At 47.9% G+C, this 13,499-nt stretch carries 10 protein-coding genes; 5 read left to right on the plus strand and 5 right to left on the minus strand.

Features of this window, described 5'->3' with window-relative positions:
• Positions 1-380: 380 nt before the first annotated feature.
• Both pnp and GZ78_RS18515 read left to right on the plus strand, forming a co-directional pair.
• A complete protein-coding gene (gene pnp, locus GZ78_RS18510; protein WP_034839288.1) occupies positions 381-2,480 on the plus strand; it encodes a polyribonucleotide nucleotidyltransferase in 2,100 nt (699 codons plus the stop codon).
• Positions 2,481-2,691: 211 nt separating this feature from the next.
• Positions 2,692-4,116: a tetratricopeptide repeat protein gene (locus GZ78_RS18515; protein ID WP_152558818.1), complete on the plus strand. Its 1,425-nt coding sequence runs from the start codon at positions 2,692-2,694 to the stop codon at positions 4,114-4,116.
• Here GZ78_RS18515 and GZ78_RS18520 read toward each other — a convergent pair.
• The 5 genes from GZ78_RS18520 to rpsU form a co-directional block, all read right to left on the minus strand.
• Positions 4,082-5,473 carry a rhomboid family intramembrane serine protease gene (locus tag GZ78_RS18520; RefSeq protein WP_051786331.1) on the minus strand — a complete coding sequence of 464 codons (1,392 nt, stop codon included), beginning with the start codon at positions 5,471-5,473 and terminating at the stop codon, positions 4,082-4,084. The two genes, GZ78_RS18515 and GZ78_RS18520, sit on opposite strands and share 35 nt — an antisense overlap.
• A gap of 236 nt (positions 5,474-5,709) precedes the next feature.
• Positions 5,710-7,533, minus strand: a complete 1,824-nt coding sequence (gene rpoD / locus GZ78_RS18525) for an RNA polymerase sigma factor RpoD (RefSeq protein ID WP_034839293.1) — start codon at positions 7,531-7,533, stop codon at positions 5,710-5,712.
• 460 nt (positions 7,534-7,993) lie between these two features.
• Complete coding sequence (gene dnaG / locus GZ78_RS18530; protein WP_034839295.1) at positions 7,994-9,946, minus strand: DNA primase; 1,953 nt, start codon at positions 9,944-9,946, stop codon at positions 7,994-7,996.
• A gap of 159 nt (positions 9,947-10,105) precedes the next feature.
• Entirely contained in the window at positions 10,106-10,555 is a 450-nt protein-coding gene (locus GZ78_RS18535) for a GatB/YqeY domain-containing protein (protein WP_034839297.1), read from the minus strand.
• An 86-nt stretch (positions 10,556-10,641) separates the two neighbouring features.
• Complete coding sequence (gene rpsU, locus GZ78_RS18540; RefSeq protein ID WP_034839300.1) at positions 10,642-10,857, minus strand: 30S ribosomal protein S21; 216 nt, start codon at positions 10,855-10,857, stop codon at positions 10,642-10,644.
• A gap of 651 nt (positions 10,858-11,508) precedes the next feature.
• Here rpsU and tsaD point away from each other — a divergent pair.
• The 3 genes from tsaD to GZ78_RS18555 are packed head-to-tail and all read left to right on the plus strand — an operon-like array spanning position 11,509 to position 13,401.
• Positions 11,509-12,564: a tRNA (adenosine(37)-N6)-threonylcarbamoyltransferase complex transferase subunit TsaD gene (gene tsaD / locus GZ78_RS18545; protein ID WP_034839303.1), complete on the plus strand. Its 1,056-nt coding sequence runs from the start codon at positions 11,509-11,511 to the stop codon at positions 12,562-12,564.
• Positions 12,557-12,922, plus strand: a complete 366-nt coding sequence (gene folB / locus GZ78_RS18550) for a dihydroneopterin aldolase (RefSeq protein WP_034839305.1) — start codon at positions 12,557-12,559, stop codon at positions 12,920-12,922. Before tsaD ends, folB begins: the two co-directional genes overlap by 8 nt.
• Positions 12,919-13,401: a 2-amino-4-hydroxy-6-hydroxymethyldihydropteridine diphosphokinase gene (locus GZ78_RS18555; protein ID WP_034839308.1), complete on the plus strand. Its 483-nt coding sequence runs from the start codon at positions 12,919-12,921 to the stop codon at positions 13,399-13,401. The genes folB and GZ78_RS18555 overlap by 4 nt, the downstream gene beginning before the upstream one ends.
• Positions 13,402-13,499 lie beyond the last annotated feature (98 nt).

The raw sequence follows: 13,499 nt of genomic DNA on the forward strand, positions 1-13,499 counted from the left end.
TGGTGAGAAAACTGAGAACTCATGAAACATCATTGCTGTTGATGTCTTGAGTTTTTTTGCCGCCGGCGGCCGTGAGAGAAGAAAATGATTTTGTCGTCCTTGGGAAGGAAATTATTCTCAGGATAAAGTGTATAATGAAGTCTTCACTTTTCTTGTGGTTAAAAAAACCATAAATGCAGCAATGTTTTATGGTTTCAAAGAATGAGGACAGCTCATTCTGAATTGATGCATCAGCACTCCGGTTGTCAGTAGGGGGTGCAATTCCAAGTCTGTCTGGGTAGGCAGAGTCTGTACATTATCCAGAAGGTTTAGAATTGCATCTGTCACACCGCTATGACCGGGTACTGTATTTCTTTATTCACACTTAATAGGAAAACGTTGTGAATCCGGTAATTAAAACATTTCAGTTTGGTGGCCAGACCGTAACTCTGGAAACCGGCCGTATTGCTCGTCAAGCTTCAGGTGCTGTCCTGGCTAAGATGGGTGATATCGCTGTTCTGGCAGCCGTAGTAGGTGCCAAGCAGGCCAAAGAAGGTCAAGATTTCTTCCCTCTCTCTGTGCATTATCAGGAAAAAACTTACGCTGCTGGTAAGATTCCTGGTGGCTTCCTGAAGCGTGAGTCGCGCCCAAGCGAAAAAGAAACTCTGACTTCTCGTTTGATTGATCGTCCAATCCGCCCACTGTTTCCAAAAGGTTTCATGAATGAAGTGCAGGTTGTCTGTACTGTCATGTCTACCGACAAGCAAAATGATCCTGATATTGTTGCTATGGTTGCTACTTCAGCGGCTCTGGCTATTTCAGGTGTTCCATTTGACGGGCCGATCGGTGCCGCTCGTGTAGGTTTCACTGAAGAAGAAGGCTACCTGATAAACCCAAGCTATGAAGTGCTGAAGGGTTCTGAGCTGGATATGGTTGTAGCTGGTACCAGCGACGCTGTACTGATGGTTGAGTCAGAAGCTAAAGAGCTGACCGAAGATGAAATGCTGGGTGCAGTACTGTTTGCTCATCAGGAGTATCAGTCAGTCATTCAGGCGGTTCAGGAATTGGCTGCAGAAGTTGCCAAGCCTCGTTGGGATTGGGAAGCGCCCGCTGAAAATGTGCAGCTGAAAGAACAGGTTGCGGCTTTTGAAGGTAAGATGCGTGAAGCGTATCAGATCACCATCAAGCAGGATCGTCAGGCTGCAATCAATACACTGCGTCAGGAAATGCTGGAATCTCTGGCAGGTGAAGGCAGTGCTTTTGACACTTCGGATGTTGAGAAGTCGTTCAGTAAGCTCGAAAAAAATGTTGTTCGTGGCAATATCATTAATGGTATGCCTCGTATCGATGGTCGTGATACCAAGACTGTTCGTGGTATTGATGTTGAGGTGGGTGTTCTGCAGAAGACTCATGGTTCTGCTTTGTTTACCCGTGGTGAAACTCAGGCCATTGTTGCTGCAACTCTGGGTACAACCCGTGATGCTCAGATCGTAGATAACCTCGAAGGTGAAATCAAAGATCCCTTCATGCTGCACTACAACTTCCCTTCCTACTCTGTAGGTGAGTGTGGTCGTATGGGTGCGCCAGGTCGTCGTGAAATCGGTCATGGTCGTCTGGCTCGTCGTGGTGTTCAGGCTGTTCTGCCTACACTGGAAGAGTTTCCGTACACTGTTCGTGTTGTTTCCGAAATTACTGAATCCAATGGTTCCAGCTCCATGGCTTCTGTCTGTGGTTCTTCTCTGGCACTGATGGACGCAGGTGTGCCACTGAAGGCGCCGGTTGCTGGTATTGCAATGGGTCTGGTTAAAGAAGGTGAGAAGTTCGCCGTTCTGACTGACATTCTGGGTGACGAAGATCACTTGGGTGATATGGACTTTAAAGTCGCGGGTACTTCTGAAGGTATCACTGCTCTGCAGATGGATATCAAGATTGCCGGTATCACTGAGGAAATCATGGAAATTGCTCTTGAGCAAGCCATGGAAGCTCGTTTGCACATCCTGGGTGAAATGAACAAAGTAATCGGTACAGCTCGTACAGAACTGAATCCGAATGCACCTATGACCATGTCACTGAAAATTGATCCAGACAAGATTCGTGACGTTATTGGTAAGGGCGGTTCTACTATTCGCGGTATCTGCGATAAAACCGGTGCTTCTGTTGATATCGACGACAGTGGTATGGTTCAGATCTTTGCTGAAAACAGTGAAAAAGCTCAAGCTGCTTTCGATATGGTGCACGGCATTACTGCCGAAGCTGAAATTGGTAAAATTTACACCGGTGAAGTGACCCGTATTCTTGATTTCGGTGCCTTCGTCAGTGTTCTGCCAGGAAAAGATGGTCTTGTGCATATTTCCCAGATCGCTAATGAGCGGGTTGAGAATGTGACAGATTACCTGAAGGTTGGTCAGACGGTTGATGTTGTTGTTCTGGATATTGACTCCCGTGGTCGTATCAAGCTGAGCATGAAAGAAGTAGAGCGTGCGAGAGAACAGCAGAGCTGATTCTGAACGTATAGCTTTATAAAAAAACAGGAGCCATTGGCTCCTGTTTTTTTATGTCTTAAGACAACTGAGCGTGGCTGTTTTTAGTGGGAAAGAGGTAGAATACAAAAGCTTTTTCAACGGTTTGAAGCCAGTTAAGTATTTGATGTTTGCAAAATTTATTTAAAAAACACTGGCAGTCCAAGAATAATAAAATGACAAGGTGTATGGGATGGCTGAGGCGGTCAATTGCCAGTATCACAAGAGTAATCCGGCGGTATGGCATTGTGGAAGTTGTCAGAAGCATTATGGTGAGTGTTGTGTTCCAGTGGTGCCAGAAGGTTATGACCAGCCGCTTTGCACGCTCTGTAATCATGAGATGATTTATCTTGGGGCGGCTCACTCTGCCGAGCCATTCTGGCTGAAGATTAACGATTTCTTTTTATATCCTGTCAGGATCTCCAGTATGGCCTTTCTGGCCGTCTGTATACTGATTGGTTTTGTGATGCCTTATACCGGTCCTTTCATACTGCCTTTAAGTATTCTGTTGATGTGTGTTTTGACTAAATACTCATTACAGATCATTGAGTCAGTCAGTTTGGGGGATTGGGAGCCGCCCAATTTATCAGAAGCTTTTTCCAGTGAAGGTATGAGTCTGTTTTTCAAGCAGATGGGGGTTTTCCTGGTGGCGGGACTGGCTTTGTATTTCTTGAGTTCACTGGGCGTGTTCGTTGTTTTAGGTGCTGTGGCTTTAATGCTGTTGGGCTTGCCTGCTTCCATGATGATTCTTGCCAGAGAACATACTCTGACTGCGGCAGTTAATCCTATCAAGATTGCTTTTGTTGTTTCAGCCATTGGCTGGCCTTACCTGCTGCTCTATTTTTTTCTAATCGTTCTCTATGGTGGGCCGGGTTATTTTATAGGTGGTCAGGAAGAGGTTTCGTCTCTATTTGCTGCGGCCTCGTCGTTGTTGGGAGGGTACTTCTCCTTTGTGATGTGCGCCATGATGGGGTATTGCCTGTATCAGTATCAGTCTGAGCTGGGTTATGCGGCAGAAATGGAGAGCGAAGAAGGCATTTCGGAAGAAGAGTATCAGAGTAAAAAAGCGCTGTCTGACGGTTTGATATTCATGCGTGAAGGTCGCGAAGAAGAGGCTTTGAAGATTACCAAGCAGGCTTTGGAGCGTGACCGTTCAGATATTCAACTGAATAAGCGCTTTTTTAGGCTATTACTGCTCTCGGCGCCAGATCAGGCTTTGATTAAGTTTGGTGAAAAATACATTCAGCGTCTACTGATTCTACGCCGAGATCATGAAGCTGCAGATGTTTATCTGGATATGAAGGGGAGGATGAAATCCTATTTGTCACCGGTTCCGGGTGAGCGGTATCGCCTGGCTGAAGCATTGGCCCAAAAAGGAAAAGTCAGGGAGGCTGTAGGATTGCTGTTTAATCTTCATAAACTGTTTCCAGATTATCAGCAGCTTCCAGAAGCCTATATGCTGATCGCCAGGTTGCTCAGTGAAAACATGAATAATGATGAGCAGGCCAATAAGTATCTGGAGTTCATTATTCAGAAATTTCCTGACCACCGTATTGCTAAAGAAGCCTGGGAGTACAGGAAGGTTATTGAGTCGTTGTCAGCGACGACAGAAGCTTGATCAGATTCTGATAGCGCTGGTCATTCTTGCCGCGATAGTGGCTGGCCAGTTCATCAATACAGGGTATCAGGTTCTCTTTGTCGTCTGTGATTGCAAAGGCTGTCTGAATGACTTGGTAGGCCTCTGAATAATAGCTGGACTTAATTAACCGATTGATCCAGAAAGCGCTGAGTTTCCCGTTTTTAAGCAGTGTGGGTGACTCGCAGTATGAAGGCGTTATTGAGGCGATAAGAGCGTTGTTTGCCTCTGTTCTGGGTAGTTTGATAATTGATAATACCAGCTGATGGAAGCTTTTATTGCGGTTTCTCTTTTTCAGTGAGTAGAGTCTTTCCAGAATATCAGGATTACCCGGGTGATCCTGGTTCAGTTTTTCGGCCAGTTGCATCGCTTTGTCATGCTGTAGCTGATTGATTAAATCATCAATCGCCATAATAGGGTCAAAGGTTTTCGTTTTTGTATTTTCCTCCAGCTTTGTTTCAACCAGATTTAACCAGGGGCGTGCAGCTAGAGTAATGATGACGCCGCTGATGAGTCCTCCCATGTGGGCCCAGTAATTGATGTTAGTGTTGCCAAATACTTGTCCAATGACTTCTTTTCCCAGCCAGAATGGGAAGATAATTAATGCCGGTGCTTTCATGAAGTTGAAGTAAGGGCCAATCCAATAGAAAAACTGAATTCTACGAACCTGGTAGGCGCCCAGGTAAGCGCCCATTAGGCCAGCGATAGCGCCTGATGCTCCTACTCCAAAACCTTGTTCGCCCCATTGCATGGCCCAGTAAAGACCGGTGGCTGCAAAACCGGTTGCTAGATAGGTGGCAAGGTAGGCGAGTCGGCCCATAACAGCTTCTAGGGCAAAGCCGAAAATAAAAAGAAAAATCATATTGCCCAGCAGGTGGCCAAAGTCGCCGTGGAGAAACATGGATACAAAGGCATCGATCAATGAAGGTTGAGCAGGGTTAAAGCCGAAGTCTATATAGCTCAGCTGATTTCGAAGCTGTTCAAACGACTCTCTGTCGTCTTTCCACTGGCTGCCTGTGAGCTCGGGCTGTGTTCTCAGGTGTTCTTCAAACTCCATATCATGCATCAACTGCATGGTGAGGATCATATTTGCGTCTTCGCTGTCCAGGGGGATTCTGGCCCAGTCTTCAGGCTTATTCTGACTAAGGTATTCAGAATATAGAGTCTTCTCTGTCTCTGAATGAGGCATCTTCTCATAGGTTTCCATTAGCTCAGGGTAGATCGATTGGTCTTTGAGTTGGTAACCAAAAAAGACAACGCAGTTGATAATGATCAGTAGTAGGGTGATAAGAGGTGGGTCTCGCCAGTCCAGCTTTCTCTCGGCGGGAATAATCAGCATTGTGCATCCTGCAGCAGTTCTATTTTTATTGTGGGGTATTTTTATAGTGTCGTATTGTATATCAGAGCTTTTGGCGGGTATAGCTATAGGGGGGCTTCTACAGGCTCGGCCCGAACGGATTTGACAGGGTTTATACTTTTTGTTGGTTGCTGTCGTTTATAGGGGGGTGTGTTTTCTGGCAAGCATAAAAAAACCGTGCCTAAGCACGGTTTTTTGCACTCGAGAATCTGGAGGTGTTACTCGTCCAGGAAGCTTCTCAGGTGATCTGAGCGCGTTGGGTGACGCAGCTTTCTTAAAGCTTTGGCTTCAATCTGACGGATACGCTCACGGGTAACGTCGAACTGCTTGCCCACTTCTTCCAGAGTGTGGTCAGTGTTCATGTCGATACCAAAACGCATGCGCAGAACCTTCGCTTCACGAGCTGTCAGTCCAGACAGTACGTTGCGGGTAGATTCTTTCAAGCCAGTGCCTGTAGCGCGATCGATAGGTGACTGAATAGTCGCGTCTTCGATAAAGTCGCCCAGATGGGAATCTTCATCGTCACCGATTGGAGTCTCCATGGAAATCGGTTCCTTGGAGATCTTCAGTACCTTGCGGATCTTGTCTTCTGGCATTTCCATGCGAATAGCCAGCTCTTCAGGAGTAGGTTCGCGACCCATCTCCTGCAGCATCTGTCTGGAAATACGGTTCAGCTTGTTGATGGTCTCAATCATGTGAACCGGGATACGAATGGTTCTGGCCTGGTCCGCAATAGAGCGGGTGATGGCCTGACGAATCCACCAGGTGGCATAGGTCGAGAACTTGTATCCACGACGGTATTCGAACTTGTCTACCGCTTTCATCAAGCCGATGTTGCCTTCCTGAATCAGATCCAGGAATTGCAGGCCTCGGTTGGTGTATTTCTTGGCAATAGAAATAACCAGACGCAAGTTGGCTTCAACCATCTCTTTCTTGGCGCGACGAGCTCTGGCTTCACCCAGAGACATTCGACGGTTGATGTCCTTGATCTGTACCAGTGTGCAGCCAAACTCTTTTTCAATCGTGATCAGCTTCTTCTGGGAGCGAACAATTTCATCCCGATAGTTATTGATGGCGTCAGAATATCCAGCGCTACCGGAGGTGACGTCATCAATCCATTTAAGACTGGTTTCATTTCCCGGGAATGTGCTCAGGAAAATCTTGCGAGGCATTTTCGCACGACGAACACAGAACTGCATGATGGCACGTTCGTTTCGACGAATGATATCCAGAGTGTTTCTGATGCGGAAGACCAGCATATCAAAGATACGAGGTACCAGCTTCAGAGGCATGAAGGCTTCAGTCAGTTCCTCCATGGCCGCTTTGGCTTCTTTAGAGCCAAAATCATGCTTTTCCAGAGTGCTCAGAACTTTTTCGTGTCCGGCACGAAGTGCGCCGAAACGTTCTGCAGCTTCTTCCGGGTCCAGGCCGCCAGCATCTTCATCGTCATCATCATCGTCATCGGAATCGTCGTTATCAAACTTTTCCTGGATGGTTTCAACAACAGGTGGGGCTGGGACGGGATCGGAATCAGGGTCGATGTAGCCACTGATCAGGTCGGTCAGACGGCCTTCTTCTTCTATGATTCGATCGTATTCGTCCAGAACAATCTGAACGGATCCTGGGAATTTAGCCAGGGCTGACATGACTTCACGCAGCCCTTCTTCAATCCGTTTGGCGATTTGAATTTCGCCTTCACGGGTAAGCAGTTCAACCGTGCCCATTTCACGCATGTACATGCGGACTGGGTCTGTGGTTCTGCCTGCTTCCTGTTCAACAGCTGCTAGAGCTGCCGCTGCTTCTTCGGCAGCGGCCTCATCGGTATCGGCTTCTGCCAACAACAGGGTATCGGCGTCCGGCGCTGTTTCGTAGACGGTGATACCCATGTCATTGATCATGCGAATGATATCTTCAACCTGATCAGGATCAGAGATGTCTTCAGGAAGATGGTCATTCACTTCAGCGTAAGTCAGGTATCCCTGTTCCTTACCGCGAGAGATAAGCTCTTTCAGTCGGGATTGTTGTTGCGAGTTAGCTGACATATCAACCCTTTAACAGCGAAAGTGGAGTGCCGGACGAAAAAAACGTAAGCTGGCAATTATAGCTCAAAAACATGAGGTTTTCCACAAGGAAGCGCAAGAGAGCGCACTTTCGTGGAGCTGCACGATGTTCAGTGGACGAGGCACCGGAAATACGGTCCATGAAAAACTACACATGGTGAGGGTCCCCTTCCGTGGCTTTTTACCGTAAAAGCACCTGCTCACAATAAGTGAATCTATAAGATGCTTTTTTCGCTCATGGCTGTTTCAGACCGGATTCAGAATCAGGTGTGTGGTCAATAACGGCTTCCCACATAGCACAGTGAAGTTCAAGTATACCTAAAAATACGTGCGTCGCCATAAATAAACCGATAAAAAAACAATTTACACTATGCTTACAGGTGGCGGGAAAAAAGGGCTTTTGTCGTTCAATTTGGGGTTTTTTATTGTTTCAGGTTTGTGCTTATTTGGAGGTGTTGGTTGAGGGTTTAATGCCGAGCTTTTTCTTTTTCTTCTCAAGTAATGCTTCAAGAACGCTGCGCTGAGCTGAGTCAATCTGCCCTGGTTTTTTTTGAGAAAAGGTTTGTTTCAGAGAGTGTGCTGCCTGTTTGTGTTCAAGTTCCCTGACGGTATCCCTGATGCGTTCTATTGCTTCGTGGAACTCTTCGTCATTGGGTTGGTGTCCCAGCTCCAGTGAGGCGATCTCTTGCAATCGGATGCCGTGTTGGGTTCCATGCCATTGTGCAATTAAGGCGATGGTAGGAAGTTTGGGTTGTTCCTGAAGTGTTTTGATCAGGGCGATGAGTAGTTGTGTGTCGGGGTGTTCGTCACCTTCCAGTTCATTAATGGCTTTAACGGCAGTTGCCAGTTCCGGGTTACATAGCAGGTGTCGGATGGCGTAGATAGATCGGCCTACCTTGAGTGGGGCTGGTGCGACAGGTTGCTCATTCTTTTCCTTGAAACCCTTTTTGAAAGGTTTGCGCTCAAAGGTGCGTTCCTGGGGTTGGAAGTTGTGACTGATATCCGGCTCGTAATGAGCTTCGGAGTAATAATCTGCCTCGGCGGGTACTGAGTAGTTGTCGTATGTGGGTTTTTCTATTACCGGCTCAGGGTCGTTCTTCTTGTTCAGGTAGGTTTCAAGTGTGTCGGTATTCAGTCCGGTGATTTCTGACAGTCGTTGCATCAGCATCTGCTTGAACAGGCCGTCGGGAATTTTGTGCAGATGTGGTTGGGCATCGGTTGCCAGTCTTGACCGACCATCCATAGTGTTGAGGTCAATTCCGTCGCTGAGTTCTTTGAACAGAAATGTATCAAGACTCAGTGCGGTGCTTTTGATTCGCTCAAGAAAGGCGTCAGAGCCTTCTTGTCTAACCATGCTGTCCGGATCTTCTCCCTGAGGTAAAAACAGAAAGCGAGCTTGTTTTCCGTCTTCCATATAAGGAAGGGTTGACTCAAGGGCTCGCCATGCCGCTCGCCTGCCAGCGTCATCGCCATCAAAGCAGAATACGATTTCCGATACGGTTTTGAAAAGTCTCTGCATATGATCCAGCGTTGTGGCTGTACCCAGAGTGGCAACTGCGTTGTTGATTCCCTGTTGAGCGAGAGCAACGACATCCATATAGCCTTCAACCACCAGGATTCTTTCCAGGTGTCGATTGTGCTTTTTGGCTTCATACAGGCCGTAAAGTTCCCGTCCTTTGTGAAAGATGGGAGACTCGGGAGAGTTGAGGTATTTGGGTTTTGCGTCGCCCAGTACTCGGCCACCAAAGGCAATAATCCGTCCCCGGGTGTCATGAATCGGAAACATGATGCGATCGCGAAAGCGGTCATATCGGCTTTTGGTTTCTTCTTTTTCGACCAGCATGCCAGTAGTGACCAGTTGGTCTTCTTTTTCCTGATTCTCGGACAGGTGGTTCTGGAGGTTGTTCCAGCCAGGAGGGGCAAAGCCTATTCCGAAGCGTTTGCATGTCTGGCCATCCAGGCCTCTCTGTTTCAGGTATTGAATGGCTCTGGGAGCATCCTGAGCTTTTCTTAGCTGCTCATTGTAAAAATGGTTGGCCTTGTTCATCAGCTCATAAAGCGGGCTGTGGTCAGGTCCTCTTTTTTGGTTGCTCTGCTCTCTGGGGACTTCCAGGCCGGCCAGACTGGCCAGTGAATCCACTGCTGCAGGAAAGTCGAGATGGTCGAAATCCATAACAAAACCCATGGCATTACCGCTGGCACCACAGCCAAAACAGTAATAAAACTGTTTTTCCGGGCTGACAGTAAATGAAGGGGTTTTTTCCTGGTGAAAGGGGCAGCAGGCGGAGTAGTTGCGACCGGTTTTCTTGAGTTTTACCCGGCTATCAACAATATCTACAATATCCAGGCGGTTCAGCAGATCGTCAATAAATGTTTGGGGGATGCGTCCGGCCATAAATGCCCACAGGGGTAGCAAGTGCCAGCCCCAGCTATGGAATGAAAAAGCTGGTGCCAGAAATTCTGATAGAGGTTCGATGTTATCATCGTCACTGGACGATTGTCAGTGATTGTTGCAAGCGCAAGCTGAAGATGTGCGCCGGGCTGGCTCAGTTGATCAGTTGAGTAGTTGTTTTACAGTCTGACTGACCTGGTTCATGTCTGCTCTGCCCTGAACCTTGGGCTTGATAATACCCATAACTTTACCCATGTCACGCATGCTCTCGGCTCCGCTCTCGCGAATAGCCTCTGACACTAGTTGACTGATTTCTTCGGCACTGAGCTGAGAAGGGAGAAAGTCATGAAGAACGGCCAGTTCCCGTTTTTCCTGGTCGACCAGATCGGTGCGCCCTGCAGACTCGAACTGACTGATGGCATCGCGGCGTTGCTTGGCCATCTTGTCGAGTGCTGCAAGGGCACGGGTGTCGTCGATCGACTTTTCGTCTACTTCGATTCGTTTAAGCTCGGAAAGAGCCATACGAATAGTCCCCAGTCGAACCTTATCGCGATTGCGCATGGCATCCTTCATTGCAGCAGTCAATACTTCCATGACCTGGCATTCGCTCATGTTCTTACCTCAATACGATCCCTTCCCGAAAGAAAGGTTCGAGCTGATGAATGGGTGTCGAAGCTATTAAAATCGGAAACCTGATCTTAATACAGACGCTCGCGACGACGCTGTTCGCGCTGCAGTTTTTTCAAATGACGCTTGACGGCAGCAGCAGCCTTACGCTTGCGAACGGAGGTTGGCTTTTCGTAGTGTTCACGACGACGTACTTCAGCCAGTACACCAGCCTTTTCGCAGGAGCGCTTAAAACGGCGCAGTGCTACATCAAACGGTTCATTTTCTTTAACTTTAACAGCAGGCATGCAGAGATCACCTTCCTATAAAAAATAGTGAGTACATTAATAAAGGTTTGCAGCCCGGCATAATAACATCTGCTTTTGGTACCTCCTACTCTATTTAGAAAATGCTTCCCGGTTATTCCCTGGCCAAAAAGGACAGAGCAAGGATTTATTTTCAGTTTTGGCAATTTTCAAAAATATTGAAGCCTGCCAAATCAAGAGTAAATGGTTGAGCATTCACACTTTTTTCAGAGCTCAGCTGGGCTGAAACCCTTGAAGGCCGTGCGAAGAAGCTAATTCCGACCCGCAAAATAAGTCTAAACAAATGTCCAGACTAGCCGCGTATTTTCAGGGGTGCGAATTTTATAGACTATTTTCAGTAAATGCAAAAACAGGCATGCTTTTGTCGTTTAGGGAGCCTCAGGGGTTGCGGTCTCTGGGATTTCCTGCAAAGGCCGGTTTGCAGTATCATCCCAGACCCTGCAGCAGGTACTGAACATTAACGTTGTACGTTGGTTCTTAATATCCGCTCCCTTGCTATTTGTGCTGAGGGTGATGGATTGGAAGCCTGCCTGAATGATGGTAATCCACAGGGTCTGTGAGTATAAGCACCTTTGCCGGTACTTATAGGCAGGCTGATGTTAACCGCTCGAAGCTTTTGATGGGTTCTAACAGATGATAGTGCTCGGGATTGAAACATCCTGTGATGAGTCAGGCATTGCGCTCTATGACAGTCAAAAAGGGCTGATGGCGGACGCCTTATACAGCCAGATTGAGATGCATACTGAATATGGTGGTGTAGTGCCTGAACTGGCCTCCAGGGATCATATTCAGCGGGTTCTTCCCCTGATTAATCAGGTGTTAGAGAAAGCGGGTATCACCCGAAAAGAGATTGATGCGGTTGCCTACACAAAAGGGCCGGGTTTGATAGGAGCCCTGATGGTGGGTGCCTGTATCGGACGTTCCATGGCCTGGGCTCTGGGGGTGCCTTCAGTAGGGGTGCACCATATGGAAGGTCATTTGCTGGCTCCCATGCTGGAAGAGAATCCTCCTGAATTTCCGTTTCTTGCCCTTCTGGTGTCTGGCGGTCATACCCAGCTGGTTAGAGTGGATGGTATTGGACAATATGAGTTGCTTGGCGAATCTGTAGATGATGCTGCAGGTGAAGCTTTTGACAAGGTGGCAGCCATGCTTGAGCTGGGTTACCCCGGTGGACCCAAGGTGTCCAAACTTGCGCAGTCTGGCACCGAAGGACGTTTTCGTTTTCCCAGACCCATGTGTGACCGTCCGGGTTTGGACTTCAGTTTTAGTGGTTTGAAAACCTTCACACTCAATACCGTAGCCGCCTGTAAAAAAGAGGGTGATCTGACAGAGCAGGATAGAGCTGATATTGCCTGGGCTTTTGAAGATGCAGTGGTCGATACTCTGGCTTTAAAATGTCGTCGGGCTCTCAGGCAAACCGGGTTGAAGCAGCTGGTCATTGCGGGTGGAGTGAGTGCGAACCGTCGTCTGAGGCATCAGCTTGAAGCCATGGCGGTTAAAGAAGGTGGCAGTCTTCGCTACGCCAGACCAGAGTTTTGCACCGACAATGGAGCCATGATTGCCTATGCTGGCTGTCAGCGACTTCTTGCAGGTCAGAATGAACCTCTTGAAGTGGCGCCTATGCCACGTTGGAACATGGAAACACTGGAAGCCGTTAATTCTGAATCAGAGGGTAAGGTGAATGGATAGGGTTCGTATTGAACAGCTTGAGACTCAGGCTGTCATTGGTGTTTACGAATTTGAGCATGAAGCGCCCCAGCCTCTGATTATTGATCTTGAGCTGGAAGCTGATTTTTCCCGGGCTTTTCGTTCTGACGATCTGAGCGATGCACTGGATTATGATGCGATCAGCCAGGCGGTTCGTGCCTATTGTGAAGCATCTCGATATGCCTTGCTGGAAGCCTTGGCGGGAGGCATTATTAAGTTAATCCAGGCGAATTTCAGTGTTGACCGGGTCGGGGTATTGATCCGAAAACCACAGGCATTGAAAGGTGCAGTAGCCTCCGTGTGGTGCGAACGAACCAGGGAAGAGATGCGCCAGCTATGACACTTTTTTACATTGGGGTCGGATCCAATGATGAAGCTGAAAACAATTGTCAGCAGATGATACAGGCGCTTCGGCAGCAGTTTGGAACGGTTCTGGTGAGCAGCCTGATTCAAACCACGGCTGAAGGTGTTGATGCCGCTGATTATTACAATTCTGTCGTTTGCTTTGAGAGCGAAGCGTCTTCGATAGCGATCAATCAGTGGTGCAAGCAGGTTGAAGACCGCCTGGGTCGAATAAGAGGTAGTCTTCAGTGCCGGGCTGATCTCGATATTCTGCAGGCGGTTGAGGATGTTCGTGATGTAAAAGTCAGCGCTATAGAAGAGATTTACTATCGTCCTCTGGTGAAACAGTTGTGGCATTTCCAGACAGGCAAGCCAGTTCAAGTATTTACTGATGCGGTATGCATGACGTTTGAGTCTGGCGTACAACTGAGTAATCAGCCTCGTTTATTACCTGAACTGGAGTTTGAGGCGGTCTGACTTCTATGTGTAGCCAACTGTAATACCCGATACCCGATACCCGTTCGCACTGAGCCTGTTGAAGTGCTTTACCTGCATCATTCGACAAACTCAGGATG

The organism is Endozoicomonas numazuensis (assembly GCF_000722635.1).
In the GTDB taxonomy this organism is placed as follows: domain Bacteria; phylum Pseudomonadota; class Gammaproteobacteria; order Pseudomonadales; family Endozoicomonadaceae; genus Endozoicomonas_A; species Endozoicomonas_A numazuensis.